This window comes from Mycetocola sp. Y171 (assembly GCF_056713165.1).
Genome location: NZ_JBWYGX010000001.1, coordinates 1849056 through 1867702 on the forward strand (window position 1 = coordinate 1849056; position 18647 = coordinate 1867702).

General features: G+C 68.1%; 16 protein-coding genes. 6 read left to right on the forward strand and 10 right to left on the reverse strand.

Annotation, left to right across the window (positions count from 1 at the left end; genetic code table 11):
• Nucleotides 1-28 precede the first annotated feature (28 nt).
• Complete coding sequence (locus tag AC1M2K_RS08930) at nt 29-1960, reverse strand: YhgE/Pip domain-containing protein (protein ID WP_480240691.1); 1932 nt, start codon at nt 1958-1960, stop codon at nt 29-31.
• Nucleotides 1957-4740 carry an MMPL family transporter gene (locus tag AC1M2K_RS08935; protein WP_480240692.1) on the reverse strand — a complete coding sequence of 928 codons (2784 nt, stop codon included), beginning with the start codon at nt 4738-4740 and terminating at the stop codon, nt 1957-1959. The genes AC1M2K_RS08930 and AC1M2K_RS08935 overlap by 4 nt, the downstream gene beginning before the upstream one ends.
• Nucleotides 4741-4870: 130 nt before the next feature.
• Here AC1M2K_RS08935 and AC1M2K_RS08940 point away from each other — a divergent pair, with 130 nt between their 5' ends.
• On the forward strand, nt 4871-5551 hold the full coding sequence (locus AC1M2K_RS08940) for a TetR/AcrR family transcriptional regulator (protein WP_480240693.1): 681 nt from the start codon (nt 4871-4873) through the stop codon (nt 5549-5551).
• A 13-nt stretch (nt 5552-5564) separates the two neighbouring features.
• Here AC1M2K_RS08940 and AC1M2K_RS08945 read toward each other — a convergent pair whose 3' ends face one another.
• The 4 genes from AC1M2K_RS08945 to AC1M2K_RS08960 all read right to left on the reverse strand — a co-directional run bounded on the left by AC1M2K_RS08945 (nt 5565) and on the right by AC1M2K_RS08960 (nt 10256).
• Nucleotides 5565-6269 (reverse strand): RNase H family protein, encoded by a 705-nt coding sequence (locus AC1M2K_RS08945; protein ID WP_480240694.1) that lies wholly within the window; start codon nt 6267-6269, stop codon nt 5565-5567.
• Nucleotides 6270-6355: 86 nt separating this feature from the next.
• Nucleotides 6356-7264, reverse strand: a complete 909-nt coding sequence (locus AC1M2K_RS08950; RefSeq protein WP_480240695.1) for a DUF559 domain-containing protein — start codon at nt 7262-7264, stop codon at nt 6356-6358.
• 151 nt (nt 7265-7415) lie between these two features.
• Nucleotides 7416-9710, reverse strand: a complete 2295-nt coding sequence (purL, locus tag AC1M2K_RS08955) for a phosphoribosylformylglycinamidine synthase subunit PurL (protein WP_480240696.1) — start codon at nt 9708-9710, stop codon at nt 7416-7418.
• 84 nt (nt 9711-9794) lie between these two features.
• Complete coding sequence (locus AC1M2K_RS08960; RefSeq protein ID WP_480239079.1) at nt 9795-10256, reverse strand: DUF3817 domain-containing protein; 462 nt, start codon at nt 10254-10256, stop codon at nt 9795-9797.
• 214 nt (nt 10257-10470) lie between these two features.
• Between AC1M2K_RS08960 and AC1M2K_RS08965 the strand changes: the two genes are divergently transcribed.
• From AC1M2K_RS08965 to AC1M2K_RS08975, 3 genes are all read left to right on the forward strand, one after another.
• On the forward strand, nt 10471-11376 hold the full coding sequence (locus tag AC1M2K_RS08965; RefSeq protein WP_480239078.1) for an ATP-binding cassette domain-containing protein: 906 nt from the start codon (nt 10471-10473) through the stop codon (nt 11374-11376).
• Nucleotides 11373-12200, forward strand: a complete 828-nt coding sequence (locus tag AC1M2K_RS08970; protein ID WP_480240697.1) for an ABC transporter permease — start codon at nt 11373-11375, stop codon at nt 12198-12200. The genes AC1M2K_RS08965 and AC1M2K_RS08970 overlap by 4 nt, the downstream gene beginning before the upstream one ends.
• A gap of 176 nt (nt 12201-12376) precedes the next feature.
• The gene (locus tag AC1M2K_RS08975; RefSeq protein ID WP_480240698.1) at nt 12377-13492 is read left to right on the forward strand and encodes a DUF998 domain-containing protein; all 1116 of its coding nucleotides are present in this window, start codon (nt 12377-12379) and stop codon (nt 13490-13492) included.
• A gap of 82 nt (nt 13493-13574) precedes the next feature.
• Here the strand turns inward: AC1M2K_RS08975 and purQ are convergent, their stop codons facing one another.
• Together purQ and purS are read right to left on the reverse strand one after the other, a co-directional pair.
• Nucleotides 13575-14270, reverse strand: a complete 696-nt coding sequence (gene purQ / locus AC1M2K_RS08980) for a phosphoribosylformylglycinamidine synthase subunit PurQ (protein ID WP_480240699.1) — start codon at nt 14268-14270, stop codon at nt 13575-13577.
• Nucleotides 14271-14272: 2 nt separating this feature from the next.
• Nucleotides 14273-14527: a phosphoribosylformylglycinamidine synthase subunit PurS gene (gene purS, locus AC1M2K_RS08985; protein ID WP_480240700.1), complete on the reverse strand. Its 255-nt coding sequence runs from the start codon at nt 14525-14527 to the stop codon at nt 14273-14275.
• 112 nt (nt 14528-14639) lie between these two features.
• Between purS and AC1M2K_RS08990 the strand changes: the two genes are divergently transcribed.
• Complete coding sequence (locus tag AC1M2K_RS08990; RefSeq protein ID WP_480240701.1) at nt 14640-15878, forward strand: sensor histidine kinase; 1239 nt, start codon at nt 14640-14642, stop codon at nt 15876-15878.
• Nucleotides 15875-16498 (forward strand): response regulator, encoded by a 624-nt coding sequence (locus AC1M2K_RS08995; RefSeq protein WP_480240702.1) that lies wholly within the window; start codon nt 15875-15877, stop codon nt 16496-16498. Before AC1M2K_RS08990 ends, AC1M2K_RS08995 begins: the two co-directional genes overlap by 4 nt.
• Here AC1M2K_RS08995 and AC1M2K_RS09000 read toward each other — a convergent pair.
• Together AC1M2K_RS09000 and AC1M2K_RS09005 are read right to left on the reverse strand one after the other, a co-directional pair.
• Nucleotides 16480-17649 carry an alpha/beta hydrolase gene (locus AC1M2K_RS09000; RefSeq protein ID WP_480240703.1) on the reverse strand — a complete coding sequence of 390 codons (1170 nt, stop codon included), beginning with the start codon at nt 17647-17649 and terminating at the stop codon, nt 16480-16482. The two genes, AC1M2K_RS08995 and AC1M2K_RS09000, sit on opposite strands and share 19 nt — an antisense overlap.
• 62 nt (nt 17650-17711) lie before the next feature.
• Nucleotides 17712-18611 (reverse strand): VOC family protein, encoded by a 900-nt coding sequence (locus tag AC1M2K_RS09005; protein ID WP_480240704.1) that lies wholly within the window; start codon nt 18609-18611, stop codon nt 17712-17714.
• Nucleotides 18612-18647: the final 36 nt, after the last annotated feature.

Genomic DNA, 18647 nt, shown 5'->3' on the forward strand with positions numbered 1-18647 from the left:
TCACCCGCGCGACGGCGTCGCGACGTCGTTACGCGGCGTGCGGGACGAGCTGGCGCACGGTGACCGTGCGTGACCGCGCAATCGCCAGTGTCGTCGCCACCAGGGAGCCGGCGGTCCACAGCACGAGGCCGACGATCGCGGCACCGAGACCTGCTCCGGAGCCGACGACGGCGTGCACGGCGTTCACGGCCGGCTGCACCGGGAGCACGGCGAGGATTTCGTCGAGCAGCGGTGGAGCGGTGGCGATGATACTCGTGCCGATGAGGACGAGGGCGACGATCATGGAGACGAACCGTCCCGCACCGCCGAACACGGCGTTGAGCGCCTGGTTGGCCGCGGCGAACGCGACCCCGATGAGGGCTGCGACGGCCGCGAAGCCGATCCAGCCCCCGGCGTCGAGCTCAACCATCGGCTGCAGGATCGCGGCGAGAAGGACACCCTGGAGGGCTCCGACCGCTGCGGCTGGCGCCCAGGCGCGGAGGGCGAGGACGACGGACGACCTGGTCGACCCCAGCACCCGGGCGGGTGTCGCCCGAAGCACGATGAGGCTGGCGAGGGCCCCCAGCCACAGAGCGAGCGCGGCGTAGAACGGCACCCCGGCCGAACCGAACGACAGGGCGTCCCCGCCGTCAGCGACGACGGGCTCAGCGACGACCTCGGCGAGGTTCGTCCGCTCCGTCTTGGAATAGCTCGGCAGTTCGTCGACGGCGGTCGACAGGCCGGTGGCGAGCGAGTCGACACCGTCCGAGACGCCCGTCGCGCCATCGGCGATGCCCGTCGCTCCCGTGCTCAGTTCGGCGACCCCTCCGGCCAGCTGGCTGGCCCCCGAACTCACGGAACTGCCTCCTTCGGCGAGTGCCGCGGCTCCGGATGCCGACTGGCTGATCCCTGCGGTCAGTGCGGGGAGCCCGCCGGCCAGGCTGGTCATACCGCCGGCAACCGAGTCGGCACCAGACGCGAGCTTGCCGGGGGCGGCGATGGCCGCGATGGTCCCTGCGGAGATCGCGGCATCCGTCGCTGCCTGCGTGAGGGCTTCACAGTTGTCGGTGACGACGGGAGAGCAGGCGTCCTGCGCCAGCGTCGCCAGGGTGGCTGCCTGCGTGTTGAGGGATGTGGCCTGTGCCCCGAGGGCGGCCTGCAGCTGGTCGATGCCGTCGGCGACGCCGGTGGCCCCGGTGGCAAGGGCCTCGGCCTGCGTGGGCAGGGCAGTGGTCTTGTCACGCAGGGTGCCGAGGCCGGTGGCCAGTGAGGAGACACCTGTCGTGTATTCGGAGATCCCCGATGCGAGACCGCTCGCGCCTGTTGACAGCTCCGCTGTGCCCGTTGCGAGGCTCGACGCCCCGCTCGCCAGCGCTGTCGCGCCGTCGCCGAGTGCCGCAGCACCGTCAGCCGCCTTGCCGAGCTCGTCGCCGAGGGTGTTGAAGCCGAGGTAGATGTTCTCGAGATAGGACGTGGTGAGTTCGTTCCCGACGAGCCCTGCTGCCGTCGTGGTGATGACCTGGCTGACCGCGTCGTCGACGATGCGGCTCTTGTCGCTCGTCGTCACGTCGATGGTGGCCTTCTGGGCTTCGGCGGCGTCTCCGGAGAACGACGTGGCCGCTGCCGAGAAGTTCTCGGGGATGGTGACGACGGCCGCGAAGTCGCCTGAGGCGAGACCGTCTGTGGCGTCGTCCTCATCGGTGATCACCCAGGTGTAGTTCGTGTCGTCGGATGCTTCTCCTCCGACCAGACCGGCGGAGAGCTGGCGGCCGAGCGGAACGGTCTGACCGTCGATCTCGACGGGGGCGTCGTTGTTGACGATGGCGGCGGTGACCTGTCCGAGCCGGTCCTGCGGGTTCCAGAACGCCCACACCAGCACGCCTGCGACGACGAGCGGGACGAGGATGATGCCGATGACCGAGAGACAGGTGACGCGCCCGGCAGAGCGGGCGGATTCGAATCGTGCCAGTGGCGTTGTCATGCGGATACCTCTGCTTCGTGCGACAGGTCTGAGGGGAGAAGGGAGATGCCGGCGGCGTCCGTGACGCCGGGGACGGCATCCGAGATCGCGTCGGGGAAGACGGTGCCGACGATCAGGGCGAGTGGACGGTCGTTCTTCAGTGCGGCGTCCTGTGCGGACAGCAGCGCGTCGTGGATGTTGCGGCGCGTGACGGCATCCGTCACCTGGTCGAGCCCGTCGAGGGTCAGGATGCGAGGCGTCTCACGGAGGGCGTCTGTGACGGCACGGACCGGGTCGATGGCCTCACTGAGCGAGACGAACCCGACGCGGGAGCGCACGGCGGCTGCGCGCACCGGAAGCACGAGCCCGGCGACCTTGAGGTTGCCCGAGTCGGCGTGCATCCGGCCCGAGAGGGTCAGCAGCAGTGCGGTCACACCCGTTTCCCGTTCGCCGGAGATGACGAGCGTGCCGCCCTCGGGGAGGGAGACGGACACGTCGGCGTAGAGCGGGACGACGCCTCCGTCGAGGGTCAGGCCCTCAGCGGTCACGATGTCGGTCGACCCGGCTGTCGGCCACTCGCGCAGCTCGATCTCGCGGGCGAGTCCTTCGCCCTCGACGTCGAAGGACGGCAGGATGCGGTCGAGCCACTTCGGGATCCACCAGGCCTTCTCGCCGAGAAGCATGAGGACGGCGGGGACGAGGGTCATCCGGACGATGAACGCGTCGACGAAGACGCCGACGGCCAGGCCGAGAGCGATCGGTTTGATGTTGACGTCTCCTTCGGGGACGAAGGCGACGAACACGGCGAACATGATGATCGCTGCCGCGGTGACCACCTTGGCCGAGCCGAGGAATCCGGTCTCGATCGAGGCGCGCGCCTTGCCGGAGTGGACGTAGTCCTCGCGCATCCTGGCCACGAGGAACAGTTCGTAATCCATGGCGAGCCCGAACAGCACACCCATGACGATGATCGGCATGAAGCTGATCACCGGGCCCTGCTGGGGCACATGGAGGGCGTCGGCGAACCAGCCGTTCTCGAAGACGAGGGCGACGATGCCGAACGAGGCAGCCACGCTCAGCAGGTAGCCGACCGTGGCCTTGATCGGCACCCAGATCGACCGGAACACCATGGTCAGGAGGATGAGCGACAGCCCGACGACGATGAGGCCGAAGGGGAGAAGGGCCGCTCCGAGTTTGTCTGAGACGTCGATTCCGACCGCGGTGAATCCGGTGACGGCGAGGTCGACGTCGTACTCGTCGAGGAAGTAGTCGTGGAGCGACCGCAGTTCGGCGACGAGGGCCTTGGTCTCCTCCGAGTCCGGGGCACCCTCGGGGATCACCTGGACGATGCCGGTGTCTGCCGTCTCGTTCGGCGTGGCGAGCGGAACGGCGGCGACGCCGTCGAGGCCCTCGATCTCACTCTTCAGGTCGGCCATCAGCCCGAGCGGGTCCGTCGAGGTGACGATGCTCCCCGTGACGATGAGTGGTCCGTTGAAGCCCTCGCCGAAGTGGTCGGAGACGAGATCGTATGTGACGCGAGCCGAGTCGTCCTCTGGCAGGCCGCCGGCATCCGGGAGCGCGAGGCGGAGGCCGAGTGCGGGAACGGCCGCGAGCCCGAGCACGGTGACGACCGCGAGGATCGTCGCGATCGGGAACCGTGTCGCTGCACGGACCCAGCCGGTGAAGAAGCGGTTGGGGCGGTGCGCAGGTGCCGGTGCGTCTCCAGCGGCGTCGGATGCTGCGTGTGCGCGGCGGGCTCGGCGGGATGCCTTCTTCGGCTTCGGTCGCAGACGGTCGCCGGCGAAACCGAGCAGCGCGGGGATGAGCGTGATCGAGATGATCACTGCCACACCGACGCCGACGGCTGCGGCCGCGCCCATCACGGTGAGGAACGGGATGCCGGCGACGCCGAGGCCCAGCAGGGCGATGATGACGGTGAGGCCGGCGAAGATCACAGCGGAGCCGGCCGTTGCCGTCGCCCGCGCAGCGGATTCCTCTGCGGTGAGATCTCCCCTCAGCTGTTCCTGATGCCTGGAGATGATGAAGAGCGCATAGTCGATGCCGACGGCGAGTCCGAGCATGAGGGAGAGCATCGGTGTCGTCGAGGTGATCGAACCGAACGCCGTGGCGACGAAGATCAGGGCGATCGAGATGGCGACACCGAGCAGAGCGGTGAGCAGCGGCATCCCCGCGGCGAGGAACGATCCGAAGGTGAGGATCAGGACGACGAGCGCCACCCCGACTCCGATGAGCTCGGTGACGGTGAGGGTCGGCATATTCTGGCTGAACAGCTGGCCGCCGAGCGACGCGACCGAGCCTTCGGGCAGCGCATCGTTGAGGGCGGCGACCTCGTCTTCGAGCGCCGTCTTGGTGCCGTCGGTGATGTCGGAGCTGACGCCGTCGAACTGGACGCTGATCAGGGCGGCGGATGCATCATCGCTCACGGCGCCTGTGATGTTCTCGTCAAACGGGGAGACGGCCTGTGAGACCTGGTCGAACTCGTCGATGGTGTCGACGGTGGATGTGATCGCGTCCGTGATCGCGGCATCCGTGACCTCGTCTCCATCCGGGGCGACGATGACGACCTGCGCCGTCGCGCCGCTCACCTGGGGGAACGTGGTCGAGAGCGAGTCGAGGGCTTCCTGCGACTCGGTGCCGGGGATCGAGATGTTGTTGTCGAGACCCTGGTTGAACAGGAGCGCGCTGCCACCGGCCAGGGCGAGGATGAGGATCCACGCGCCGACGACGATCCCGCGAGCGCGGAAGGCCCAGCGGCCGAGCGAATACAGCAGTGACGACACGGGACTCCTAGGAGAGGTGGGTGGTGTGTGGGGCGATGAGCGACCAGCGCTCTGAATACACCAGTGTATCCGCTACATGAACGTATCGGATACACTGATGTATCGCAAACACTCACAGTAAGGTGTCAGGATGCCCACGGGAGTCGAATTCGCCGAGACCGCGCAGGTCGAGAGCGCCCGCCGTCGCAAGACCCGCGACCGGCTCATCGACGCCGCATACGAGGTGTTCGCCGAGACCGGCGTGCACGCGGCATCCGTCGAGATGATCACGGAGCGGGCCGGTTTCACGCGGGGAGCGTTCTACTCCAACTTCGACACGAAGGAAGAGCTCTTCTTCGCCCTGGCCGAACGGGAGAACCGGATCCGGTTCGAGCGGCTGCAGGAGGGCGTCGACGCGATCCTGCCCGAGGTCGATCCGGCCGCGCTCACCGAGGCGACGCTCGGCGACCTGGTCACCCAGTTCCTCGTGCTCCAGGGCGACGATCGTCGCTGGTGCCTCGTCCAGTCCGAGTTCAAGCTCCTGGCCATGCGCGACCCTGCCGTCGCCGCGAGCTACCTCAACTACCAGCGCCACTTCCTGCAGGAACTCGCCGAGCGCATCGAGGCCGCCATCGGCTCGGTCGGCCTGCGCTTCACCGTCGATCCGCTCGACGCCGTCCGCATCATCGTGAACGTGTACGAGTCGGCGATGCAGGAGGCGATGCTCGAGGGTGCTGACGCGGCTGCTGACGACGGTGTGGTCACTGCGCCGCCGCTGGCCCGGTCGACGCTGCCCGCTCTCGTCCAGGCGCTCACCGAGCCCATGGCCTGAGCACGGGCTGCGATCAGATCAGGCTGCGGAGGAGTTCCTCTGGGCTGATCCCCGCCTGACGGGCGCGTTCGAAGAGTCGCACGTGCTCGTCATCCGTGAGCCACAGTGTGACCTCGTGCAGGTCGGGGTCCTCCAGCGCGAACAGGGTCGGCGCTTCAGCATCGATATCGTCGGCCCGGGCGTCTGGTTCCACGGCCGGCGTCTCTCTGACCTGGGCCGCGACCGTGGCGGGCACAGTGGCATCCGTATCGTCGTCGCTGGGCCAGCCCGGTCCCTCAGGGATCGGCCGCCCGGACTGAAATGCTTCGGAAACCGTCCGCGCGCGGATGTCAGCGGCCTCGTTCAGAGGGTGGCCCGCGTGGCCGCGGACCCACTCGAACCGGTAGCGCCTGCCGGCCATCGCCTCATCGAGTTCCTTGATGATCTCGAGGTTCATCACCGGCTTGCCGTCGCCCTTGCGCCAGCCCTTGGCCTTCCAGCCGCGCATCCACTTGGTCACGGTATTGATCACGTACTGGCTGTCGCAGAGCACGAGCAGGTCGTCGTCGAGGTGTGCCGTCGCGCGGAAGAGTTCGAGCACGGCTTTCAGCTCACCCTGGTTGTTTGTGGCGTGCTTCCAGCCGCCCGCCGCCCAGTGCTCGTCGTCGACGTACCAGGCCCAGCCTGCGGGGCCCGGGTTGCCGAGGGCGGAGCCGTCTGCGGCTGCGGTGATCGTCATCAGACCATCGTATCGACGGTCTATGTCGCGAAATGACGGTTGCGCACCCACAACGGCCGAACTCTCGCGTTATGGATGCGCAACTGTCATTTCGGGCGCCAGCCGGCACGGAGAAGGGCCTCGCGGATTGCGCGGACGCGGCCCTCAGCGCCGGTCGCCATGTGCTCGCGGTGCACCCGGATGACGCGCCACCCGTCCGCCATGAGCAGGTCGAGCCGGTCGACGTCGTGATGACCTTGTCGTTCAGACGCGAAGTGGTGGCTGCCGTCGTATTCGACGAGCACCTTCCACGTCGGGTAGACGAGATCGCCGAGGGCGAGAAATCGGCCGAGTACGTCACGGATCTCAGAGTTCACCAGGGGTTCAGGAGGTCCAGCGTCCACGATCAGCAGCCTTAGGCGGGTCTCCTGCCGCGAGTCGGTGCCGGGCCTCACGTGTGCAAACGCCTCTCGGAGCGCCCGCGAGCCGCGACGTCCGGCCGAGCGTGCGACGGCATCCGCGAGCTCGTTCATCGTCGCGAGAGGCCGGACCCGTCGGACGAGGCCGTCGCCCATCTCGACGAGTTCGGCAACGGTGAGAACGGATGCGAGTTCGCACCACGTGTCGACGGGGGATGCCAGGGGGATGCCGGCAATCGACACAACGCGAACGGAACCGGGTTCGGTGTGGTGGCCAACGACCCCGTGCGCGCGTGGCGCTGCGGCGGGGCGGAAGGCGGTGATGTGCAGGAGCGCGACGCTGTCGAGGCGTCGGGGGAGGTAGAGGTCGTGCAGCCGGGCGGCGGTGAGGTGGGAGAAGAACTGGCCGGGCCGGAGACGCCGGGCGGCTGCCGAGGCGACGCTGAAACTGGCGCCGGCGGATCTGTAGACGCCCCGAAAGACGCGCGTGACATCGACACTGCGCAGACGACCGCGGCTCAGCCCCTCAGCCGCTGCATCGCGAGCCGTGAACGGGGCGGCAACGAGCTTCGGAGGAAGCGGAATGCGGCGGGGCATCCCGAGAGTGTGCCCTGTTCCGTGCGTTCTCTGTGCTGCTTCTCCACAGCCCTCGTCTCCCGAGACGCGAAATGGCAGTTACGCACCCATACGGATGGAAAACCTCCGTTTTAGGTGCGTAACTGCCATCTCGGTGCAGAAGCGCGAGGGGTTACGCGAACGCCGCCGGCAGGGTCGCGCGGTGCGTGGAGCGCAGCTCGTCGATCGTCGCGGTGAACAGGTCCTGGATCTCAAGCGATCCGGATGCCTTGTCGGTCACACCGATGCGGAGCACGGGGTAGTTGCGGCCCTCGCACAGGCCACGGAACTTCACGTCGTCCTCGCGCGGCACAGACACGATCACCCGGCCGGTGGACTCTGAGAACAGCGCGGTCGCGACGTCGATGCCGTCACGCTCGAGCACGTCACCGAGCCAGACCCGGGCGCCGACGCCGAAGCGCAGGACGCTCTCGGCGAGGGCCTGGGCCAGGCCGCCGTCTGACAGGTCGTGCGCCGAACCGATGATCGACGACTGCGATCCGGCGTGCAGCAGCTCTGCCAGGTCCTTCTCGCGGTCGAAGTCGACTGCGGGCGGGAGTCCGCCGAGGTGGTCGTGGATGGTCCCTGCCCACGCCGAACCCGACAGCTCTTCGCTGGTGGTCCCGAGGAGGTAGATGTTGTCGCCCTCGTCCTGCCAGCCGCTCGGGATGCGACGTGCAACGTCGTCGATCACGCCGAGCACACCGACGACGGGCGTCGGGAAGATCGGGGTGTCTCCGGTCTGGTTGTAGAACGAGACGTTTCCGCCGGTGACGGGGACCTCGAGCGCGAGGCAGCCGTCAGACAGGCCCTCGACGGCCTGCGAGAACTGCCACATCACCTCGGGGTTCTCCGGGGAGCCGAAGTTGAGGCAGTCGGTCACGGCGGCGGGGACAGCGCCGGTGCAGGCGACGTTCCTGTACGCCTCGGCGAGAGCGAGCTTCGCACCGAGCGACGGGTCGAGCTGGCAGTAGCGGCCGTTCGCGTCCGTGGCGATGGCGAAACCGAGTCCCGACTCCTCGTCGACGCGGATCATGCCCCCGTCGTCGGGGAAGGCGAGCGCCGTGTTCCCCATGACGTAGTAGTCGTACTGGTCGGTGATCCAGCTCTTGTCCGCGAGGTTCGCCGAACCGAGCAGGGTGAGGAACTGTGAGCGGAGCGTCGCGGCATCCGTCGGCCGTTCGAGAGCGGATGCCGTGTCGGCCTGAAGCGCGTCGAGCCAGGCCGGGTACGCGACGGGGCGTTCGTAGACCGGGCCGTCGACGGCGACCGTCGACGGGTCGACGTTGACGATCTCCTCGCCGTGCCAGTTGATGACGAGGCGACCGGTGTCTGTGACCTCGCCCATGACGGACGTCTCGACGTCCCACTTCGCGGTGACCGCGAGGAAACCCTCGAGCTTGCCGGGTTCGACGACCGCCATCATGCGTTCCTGCGACTCGGACATGAGGATTTCCTCAGGCGTGAGCGACGGGTCGCGGAGCAGCGTGTTCGAGAGTTCGATGAACATGCCACCGTCGCCGTTCGCGGCGAGCTCGCTCGTCGCACACGAGATGCCGGCTGCTCCGAGGTCCTGGATGCCCTCGACGAGCTTGTTCTTGTACAGCTCGAGGCAGCACTCGATGAGCACCTTCTCGGCGAACGGGTCACCGACCTGCACGGCGGGGCGCTTGGTGGGGCCCGCAGCGTCGAACGAGTCCGAGGCGAGGATGGATGCTCCACCGATGCCGTCGCCACCGGTGCGGGCGCCGAACAGCACGATCTTGTTGCCGATGCCTGAGGCGTTGGCGAGGTGAAGGTCTTCATGGCGCAGCACGCCGACCGAGAGCGCGTTGACGAGCGGGTTGCCCTGGTACACCTTGTCGAAGTAGGTCTCGCCGCCGATGTTGGGCAGGCCGAGGCAGTTGCCGTAGAACGAGATCCCGCTCGTGACACCGTGCACGACGCGTGCCGTGTCCGGGTCGTCGATCGCGCCGAAGCGCAGCTGGTCCATCACCGCGACGGGGCGGGCGCCCATCGAGATGATGTCGCGGACGATGCCCCCGACGCCGGTCGCGGCGCCCTGGAACGGCTCGATGTAGCTGGGGTGGTTGTGGCTCTCCACCTTGAAGGTGACGGCCCAGCCCTCGCCGACGTCGACGACGCCCGCGTTCTCGCCCATGCCGACCATGAGGTTCTTCTTCATGGCAGGGCTGACCTTCTGGCCGAACTGGCGCAGGTAGATCTTGCTCGACTTGTAGGAGCAGTGCTCGCTCCACATCACCGAGTACATGGCGAGCTCTCCCGAGGTGGGGCGGCGGCCGAGGATCTCGCGGATCTTCGCGTACTCATCGGGCTTGAGCCCGAGCGCAGCGTACGGCTGCTCTTTCTCGGGGGTGGCGATGGCGTTCGAGACAGTGTCAGCCACTGACGTTGCGGGGGTGCTCACGGGGCGAAGGCTCCTAGATAGAGGGCGTGCCGGATGGCTCAATTCTATCCGGTGAGCGGGAGCTGATCGGCGCGGCCGATTTCGCTACCTCTCGCCGCCTGGAGGGCCGATCACGAGCAGCGTCGCGAAGATGGCAACGAGGGCGACGACGAACAGCACGGTCAGGATCACCGGGTGGTTGAGGAACCAGCGCAGGGTGACATCGACCCAGCCACGGTCGCGCGGGTCGTCAGTGGCCGTCCGGCGCCAGGGGCCGTTCAACCGGCCGGTGCGGTCGGCCCAGAGATCGAACGGGATCGTCGCGTACGGCACGATCGCCGTGACGACGCCGAGGCCGATCAACGGGATGCTCCACCGCTGGTTCACCCCGACGAGGACGGCGGTCATGGCATACGCGAGGAACACGAACCCGTGGATCGTCCCGCCGACCCGCACCCCGAGGTCACCCAGGTCCCAGACGTACTTCATCAGCAGTCCGGTGATCAGGAGCGTCCAGGTCACCGCCTCGGCGATCGCGAGCGTGCGGTAGAACAGGCGGGGAGACACGGAAGACACTCCAGTGGAAGGGATGCAGCGGCCGTCGGAGGCGCGCAACGGGAATCGGGATGCCTCCATCCTCGCAGGGCGGTGCACCGCTCCGCGTCGTCCGAAAGTCGGAGCTTCGGCATCCGTCGTCATCTCCGCCGCGCGGGGGATGCCGGGGCGAAGCGAGTCCTGCCAGAGTAGAGGGGCACCCCCGCCCATCTACTTCAGGAGCAGCATGCCAACGGGAGTCCCCATCGAATTCGCCGGCCTCACCAAGCGGTTCGGCCCCGTCCCTGCAGTAACGGACCTCAGCTTCACCGTGGAACCCGGTCGCGTCACCGGCTTCCTCGGCCCGAACGGCGCAGGCAAGACCACGTCGCTGCGGATGCTGCTCGGTCTCGTCACTCCGACATCCGGTTCTGCCACGATCGGCGGCCTCCGCTACCGTGACCTGCCGTCCCCGCTCGGCACGGTCGGTTCCGCCCTCGAAGCGGCGAGCTTCCACCCGGGCAGGACGGCGAAAGACCACCTCTCGGTCTACGCGAAGGCCGCGAGGATCGACCAGAAGCGGGTAGGCGTCGTGCTCGACACCGTCGGCCTCGGCGAACACGGGAGCCGCCGCGTCGGCGGCTACTCCCTCGGCATGCGCCAGCGCCTCGGCCTTGCCTTCGCCCTGCTCGGCGACCCCGGCGTCCTCGTCCTCGACGAGCCGATCAACGGCCTCGACCCTGAGGGCATCAAGTGGATCCGCGGATTCCTGCGCTCGCTCGCCGCCGAGGGCCGCACGGTCCTCGTCTCGTCGCACCTGCTCAGCGAAGTGCAGCAGAGCGTCGACGAGGTCGTCATCATCGCGCGCGGCACCCTCATCCACCGCGGCCAGCTGTCCAGCCTCGAGATCGAGGGAGCCGCGACCAAGGTGATCGTCGATTCGCCGAACCGGGCGGCGCTCGCCGCTGCGCTCACCGCGGCATCCGTCTCATTCGAGGAAGCGCGTGCCGGGATTCTCGTCTCGGGGCTCGAACCCGGCCAGGTGGGGCATATCGCCTTCGCGGCCGGAGTGGAGGTGAGTTCCCTGCATCGGCAGAAGTCGGGGCTTGAAGACTCATTCCTCGCGCTCGTCGGAGAGGGGGGTTCGCTGTGAACACGTTCTTCTCCGCGCTCAACGCCGAAATCGGCAAACTCCTCACCACACGCATCTGGTGGATCCTCGCGATCATCCTGGTGGTCTACATCGCTTTCATCGCCGGAGGCATCGGCTCGCTCTTCGGGTTCTTCTCGACGTCGGACAGCCAGGCCGTGCAGCAGGAGGCTCCGCCGACCGAGTTCCTGGCGCCGATCCTCTACGGCTCTGTGAGCACATTCGGCTACGTCTTCCCTGTGCTTCTCGGTGCTCTCGCCGTCACGAGCGAGTACCGGCACCAGATGCTCACGCCGACATTCCTTGCGACACCGAAGCGTGGGATCGTGCTCGCTGCGAAGTCCGTCGCCCTCCTGCTGTTCGGCGCCGTCTACGGCATCATCGGCGTGATCGGTTCGTTCGGTGCAGGCGCTGGCGCGCTTGCGTTGTTCGGCCTCGACACGCAGCTCGGTGAGAGCGACACCTGGGCGATGATGGGGCGCGCCATCCTCGCCCTCGCCCTCTGGGCGGTCATCGGTGTCGGGCTCGGCACGCTCATCCCGAACCAGGTGGCCGCCATCGTCGTGATCCTCGCGTTCACGCAATTCGTGGAGCCGACCCTTCGTGCCGTGACGATGTTCGCGGACTGGGCAGCAACCGTCGGCAAATTCCTGCCCGGTGCCGCGAGCGACGCACTCGTCGGGGCGACGAGCTTCTTCAGTATCAGCGCGACCGGCAGCAGCGTCGAACCGCTCGAATGGTGGCAGGGCGGGCTCCTCCTCGCCGCCATTGCCCTCGTGCTCACCGTCGTCGGCTACTTCGTGTCGTGGAAGCGGGATGTGACCTAAACCGCCTGACCCGCGACACACCGAAAGGGCTCCCTGCGACGGCCGCATCGCCGCCAGTGGGAGCCCTTTTCGGTACCTCGACGCCTGCGGGCCGCAGGGCTCACCCACTCCGGACGAAGCACGGGCCGATCCGGTCTGCGACGATGCGAGCACCCATTCAGAGGGGGAGGCCGATCATGGATGCCACCGACGGATCGCGGAGCGCGGTCGCATCCGAATCGCTCGCTCTCGGAGCGGGAGCGGCCGCACTCGTCCTGCTCGGCAGCGTCAGCGTCCTGCTCACCCGCGGTGATGCGGTGCCTCTGTCCGGGCGCGGATCCGCCGGCGACATGGCCGCTATCGGTTCCGCCGTGCTCGCCGCCGCCGCTGTCGTCGGCGGGCTCGTCCGGCGCCGCAGGGCGAAGCCGTCCGCGCGGCGCGCAGGTGGGGTCTGGCGCGACGTCCTCGACATCGCCGCACTCGCAGTCGCCCATGGCTGCGTCATCCTGATCGGCACGCTCGCCCTGTTCTCGCTGTTCCAGCGGTCGTTCATCGGTGCGGTGGTGTTCCCATTCGCGTGCGCGGTCCTCGTCGGAACCGCCGGCGCCGTCAGCGTCTATTTCGCGTACCTCTCCGCCGTGAGCATGAACATCTACCGGCTGGCCGCGCTCCTGGCGGTGTTCCTCTCGATGGGGACGATCACGAGCATGCTCACCGCTGAGAACCCGCAGTGGTGGGAGATGAACCTCAGCGCCCTCGGAACGGGGGACGACATCTCCGGGTTCGCCTTCAACTTCACGCTGATCCTCGCCGGCTTCCTCGTCACCGTCGTGGCCAGCTATTCGACGAAGCAGCTCGAGATCGCGGCATTGTCGAAGTCGCCGAAATCGCGGAGGCGGGTGCGCCTGCTCCAGGGCGGACTCGTCGTCATGGGCGTCATGCTGGCGTGCGTCGGCCTGTTCCCCGTCGACGAGAACCTCGCGGTCCACAACTTCGTGGCCTCGGGGATGGTGACCGTGTACGCGGCCCTCATCATCAGCATCGGACGCCTCGTGCCGCCGATCTCGCCTGCCTTCGTCGCGCTCGGCTTCGTGTTCCTCGCTGTGATCGTCTTCGCCGGGGTGCTGTTCGCGCTCGGGTACTACAACCTCACGGCCGTGGAGCTCATCGCGGCATGCCTCATCTTCGCCTGGCTCATCATCCTGATCCGTAACCTGGGCGCTGTCGACGCTGACCACCTCGACGACATCCGCCGCCGTCACCCCCGTTACCGTCGCACGGACACCGGGAGCTTCGCGGCACTGGAGAGGTGACCCGCCCATAAACCGAACAGGGCTCCCCGCGGCGACGGATGTCGTCGGCTGGGAGCCCAGTTCGGTATCTCGGTGCGGCGGGTCAGACCGCCTGGAGCGCGCGCACGGCGCTCGTGAAGAAGGTGAGTCCGTCGATGCCCGACCGCATGGCATCCGCGGTGTCAGGACCGAATCCGGGTTCGACCGCGTGCTCGGGGTGCGGCATCAGGCCGACGACGTTGCCGCGTTCGTTGGTGATGCCGGCGATGTCACGGAGCGAGCCGTTCGGGTTCTTGCCGACGTATCGGAAGGCGACGCGGCCCTCACCCTCGAGGCGGTCGAGTTCGTCCTCGGAGGCGATGAATCCGCCCTCGCCGTTCTTCAACGGGATGGTGATCTCCTGGCCGGCGCTGAAGCCGTTGGTCCACGCCGTCGACGTGTTCTCGACGCTCAGCACCTGGTCACGGCGCACGAAGGTGCCGTGCTCGTTGCGGATCAGGCCGCCTGGCAGCAGGTGCGCCTCCGTCAGCATCTGGAAGCCGTTGCAGATTCCCAGCACGGGCATCCCCTTGTTCGCGGCGTCGATGACCTCGGCCATGATCGGGGAGACGGATGCGATCGCGCCAGCACGCAGGTAGTCGCCGTAGCTGAACCCGCCGGGCAGGACGAGAGCGTCGACCCCGTGAAGATCGTGTTCGCCGTGCCAGAGGGCGACAGCTTCGGCGCCAGCGAACCGGATGGCGCGCTGTGCGTCACGCTCGTCGAGCGACCCGGGGAAGGTGATGACGCCGATTCTCACGGCTACTCCGCCTCGGGGTAGTGGATGCCGACGACGTCTTCGATCACCGAGTTCGACAGGATGTCTTCGGCGATCCGCGCGACGGCGGCGCGCGTCTCCTCAGTGATGGGGCCGTCGACCGTGAGTTCGAAACGCTTGCCGATGCGGACACCGGTGAACTCGTTCCGGCCCAGGCGGGTGAGTGCGCCCTGGACGGCCTTTCCCTGCGGATCAAGCAGTTCAGCCTTGGGCATTACTTCTACGACGATTGTGGGCACCGATGTCTCCCGGGTGTCAGGGGTGGAATGCTCCCATCCTACCGGCACCTCGTCCTTTCGATTGATGCCGGGGTCCCGGCGGCGACGTAAGCTTCTGGCGAGAGAGAAGACGATGAATCATTCCGCCCTGACCCCGGTTTTCGCCGGGTTGCGCTGGTCGCTGCACCTGCTGCTGATCGGGCTCATCGTGCTCGTCATGGTCCGCTCGGTCCTCGCAGACGCACCGAACGTGACCGCCGTGCACACGGCATCTGTCGTGATGCTGGTCGTCTACCTCGGCGGCGCGTACATCGCCCACCGGCTGCCTGCGCTGGCCTCTCGACCCTGGACCGGCCGAGTCTGGGTCCTGGCGCTGAGCCTGGTCTGGCTCGTCCTGGTCTGGCTCACACCGGATGCCGCGTTCATCGTCTTCCCGTTGTTCTTCCTCTACCTCCAGCTGCTGGGCCCGGGAGGCGGTGTGGCCGCGGTTCTCGTGTCGACCGGCGTCGCGATCGTCGCCGTCGGCGTCCACTCGGAGTTCTCGATCGGTGGCGTGCTCGGGCCGATGATCGGCGCGGGTGTCGCGGTCGCGATCGGCCTGGGGTATCGCGCGCTCTACCGGGAGGCCGAGGAGAGGCAGCGTCTCATCTCAGAACTCGTGGAGACGCGCGACGAACTCGCCCTCGCGGAGCGGGCCGCAGGGGTGCTGGCCGAACGGGAACGGCTGGCGAGGGAGATCCACGACACGGTCGCGCAGGGCTTGTCGAGCATCCAGTTGCTCCTGCACGCGGCCGAACGCCTCGACGCCGAACGTCCAGGGCTCGAGCAGCTGCAGCTCGCGCGCCAGACCGCACAGGAGTCCCTCGTCGATACGCGCAGGATCATCGCCGAGCTGACGCCTCCCGCCCTCGACGACCGCACCCTTCCCGGTGCGCTCCGCCGCTTGGCCGCTGCGACAGAGCACACCCTGCGCGCAGGAGGAGCGAGCACATCCGTGCACTTCCAGCTGGTCGGAGACCCGGTCCCGCTGCCGATGAGCGTCGACGCCACCCTGCTGCGGATCGCCCAGGGTGCCATCGCGAACGTCGCCAGGCACGCCAGGGCCGGCCGGGCCGAACTGACGCTGACCTACCAGAGTGACAGCGTCACCCTCGACGTCGTCGACGACGGCGCCGGTTTCGATCCCGACGCCCCGGCGAGCGCTTCCGACCGACCGTCGTTCGGGCTGACCGCGATCCGGCAGCGGCTCAGCGCCCTCGGAGGCACCCTCAGTGTCGAATCGCGCCCGGGGGAGGGAACGGCGCTTGCCGCGACCATCCCGATCACCGGACCCGCCACGAGCATCCGTCCGCTGACGGCGGCCGAGGCATGATCCGCCTCCTCATCGCCGACGACCACCCTGTCGTCCGCGCGGGTCTCCGAGCCCTGTTCGCCACCGAGCCCGACCTGGCTGTGGTCGGCGAGGCTGCGACAGGGGCGGAGGCCGTCGAGCGGAGCAGGTCGGGCGTCGACATCGTGCTGATGGACCTGCAGTTCGGCGACGGCATGCAGGGGGCTGAAGCCACCAGACGGATCCGTGCCTCCGAGGACGCCCCGCACGTCCTCGTGCTCACCAATTACGACACGGATGCCGACATCCTGGGCGCCGTGGAGGCCGGGGCGAGCGGGTACCTGCTCAAGGACGCTCCGCCGGCCGAACTCGTTGCGGCGGTGCACGCCGCCGCACGGGGCGAGAGCGCGCTCGCGCCCCGTGTGGCCGGTCGACTCGAAGCTCGGCAGAACGCGGCAGACGAAGCGCTCAGCTCCCGCGAAGCCGAAGTGCTCGGGCTCGTCGCCGACGGGCTGTCGAACCGCGACATCGCGCGGGCACTGTTCCTCTCCGAGGCGACGGTGAAGAGTCACCTCGTCCACATCTTCGCCAAGTTGCAGGTCTCGTCGCGGACGGCGGCCGTGGCCTCGGCCCGCGACCGCGGTTACATCCGCCCCACGTGACTCTCGCCGTCGTGCAACGTGCGCAGCGCTCCGACGACGTCGGCGTGCCAACGGCGGGCGAGGGGGACGACCTTCGTGTACATGGCGGCTTCGTGAGTGGCGCCCTGGTACCTGACGGCGCTGGCCTCGACCCCTGACGCGCGCAGGGCAGCCGCGTACGACTCGCCGTCCGTGCGGAGGGCATCGTATTCCGAGGTGAGAATGTACGCGCGGGGGAGGCCGCGGTGGTGGGCGGCGCGGAGTGGTGACGCATATGGTTGCCGGGCGCGCGAGCGGTCGCCGAGGTAGGCGTCCACGACCTGGACGAGTTCCCGCCTGGCCAGGAACCGGGGAATGTGCATCTCGCGGATCGGTCCCATGTCGATCGACCTGCCCGTCAGGTCGGTGACAGGCACCTCGAGCACCTGGAGCTGCAGCGGGTGGTTGGCACGGTCCCGGTTGACGAGGGTGACGGCCGCGGCGATGTTGCCGCCGGACGAGGTTCCGTTGATGCCGATCCGTGTGGCGTCGATGCCGAGCTCCTCGGCCGAGTCGAAAAGCCAGCCGAGCGCGGCGTAGCCCTGCTCGATCTGGGTCGGGTAGCGGTGTTCGGGGGCGAGCGCGTAGTCAACGGCGACGTGGATCACGCGGGACTCGGCTGTCCGCATCCGGAAGGCAGCGTCGACGCTTGTGTAGTCGACGCCGCCCAGCTGGAACGACCCGCCGAAGAAGGCGAGCACCGCCGGCAGTTTCTCCCCGGCGCTTCCGGCTGGGCGGTACACGCGCACCCGGACGGCCGGGTAACGCGGAACGTCGACCGTCGCGTCGGTGATGTCGACCGCAGGCGGAGTGAGGCCGACCCTGCCGTACAGTTTCGTGTCCCACTTCTTCGCGTTGCGCCGCTTCCAGGCCGGGGTCCTGCGCCTGGCCGTCTCCTCCTTCGAGCGCGGCACGGAGGCGGCTTTCGCTTCCCGTTTGCCTGCCGTGGCCGTTCCGCTCGCCGCTGTGCCGACCGTCTGCGCAGGTGGGGCCGCGCTGGGAGCCGGCCCGGCGGCATCCGTTCGCCAGGGGATGAGGCTCACGAAGAACCCGGCGACCGCGCCACGGGCTTCGGCGATCATGTCCCGCCGCCTGGCCAGGTACATGTCGCGGAAGTACGGATCAAGTGGCACGGATGCTTCCCCTCACGTCAGGGGACGATGCTAACAAGTCGCGGGACCTGCTGCGACCGGTGTCAGGCGGTCTGCACCCGGATGAGGTTGGCCCACGGGTCGTCGAAGCTCAGGGTTCTGCCGTCGTCGCGAGTCGCGATCCCGAAGTGGGAGAGCCGTTCATGCAGCTCGCCGAGTGCATCCTTCCCCGGGACGTCGATGTCGACCCGCCCGAGTCCGAGCGCGGGCATGCGCGGGCCCGCGCCGCGTGAGTTCCAGACGTTCATGGCCATGTGGTGGTGGTAGCCGCCCGCTGACACGAACAGGGCCTGGTTGCCCAGGGATGCGGTGGCGTCGAAGCCGAGCGCGTCGACGTAGAACGCCCGCGCGGATGCCACGTCGCCGACGGAGAGGTGGACGTGTCCGACGCGCGCGGCGCCGAAGACCGACTCGTCTCCCGGTGCGGACTGGCCCTGCTCGGTGAGGTGGCTGGCCAGGTACTGGTTCGGGTCGAGGTAGATCGTGGCCATCTCGACCTGGCCGTGGGCCCAGCTCCACTCGGTGCGTGCGCGATCCCAGTACAACTCGACGCCGTTGCCCTCAGGGTCGGTGAAGTAGAACGCTTCGCTGACGAGGTGGTCCGCGCTCCCGGTGAAGGTCCCGGGTGCGTTCCGCGCCACGGAGTACAGCGCCGCTGCCAGTGCCGCCTGGCTCTCGAAGACGATGGCCGTGTGGAACAGGCCTGCGCTTCCCGCCGCCGCGTGAGTGAGTTCGGGTGCGTGTTCGAGTATCACGGCAGGGATCCCGTTGCGACCCAGGGTGACGGTGTGCGCTGTCGCCGAGATCGGATGCAGCGGCACGGCCTCGGTGTAGTACCGAGTCATGACGTCGAGATCGGCCACGAGGAGAGTGACCGGGCCCATGGCGGTGTCTGCGGCGAGTTTGTCTGCGGTCGGCTGGTCCGGGGATGCGAGCGGGTTCATGATGGCTACAACTATAGTTGTAGCAACAACATTCCC

Excerpts from the sequence above, each read along its gene's own strand:
- AC1M2K_RS08995 (WP_480240702.1), top strand. The coding sequence starts at position 15,875 with ATGATCCGCCTCCTCATCGCCGACGACCACCCTGTCGTCCGCGCGGGT.
- AC1M2K_RS09005 (WP_480240704.1), bottom strand. The coding sequence starts at position 18,611 with ATGAACCCGCTCGCATCCCCGGACCAGCCGACCGCAGACAAACTCGCC.
- AC1M2K_RS08965 (WP_480239078.1), top strand. The coding sequence starts at position 10,471 with ATGCCAACGGGAGTCCCCATCGAATTCGCCGGCCTCACCAAGCGGTTC.
- AC1M2K_RS08940 (WP_480240693.1), top strand. The coding sequence starts at position 4,871 with ATGCCCACGGGAGTCGAATTCGCCGAGACCGCGCAGGTCGAGAGCGCC.
- AC1M2K_RS08950 (WP_480240695.1), bottom strand. The coding sequence starts at position 7,264 with ATGCCCCGCCGCATTCCGCTTCCTCCGAAGCTCGTTGCCGCCCCGTTC.
- AC1M2K_RS08945 (WP_480240694.1), bottom strand. The coding sequence starts at position 6,269 with ATGACGATCACCGCAGCCGCAGACGGCTCCGCCCTCGGCAACCCGGGC.
- AC1M2K_RS08930 (WP_480240691.1), bottom strand. The coding sequence starts at position 1,960 with ATGACAACGCCACTGGCACGATTCGAATCCGCCCGCTCTGCCGGGCGC.
- AC1M2K_RS08975 (WP_480240698.1), top strand. The coding sequence starts at position 12,377 with ATGGATGCCACCGACGGATCGCGGAGCGCGGTCGCATCCGAATCGCTC.
- AC1M2K_RS08990 (WP_480240701.1), top strand. The coding sequence starts at position 14,640 with ATGAATCATTCCGCCCTGACCCCGGTTTTCGCCGGGTTGCGCTGGTCG.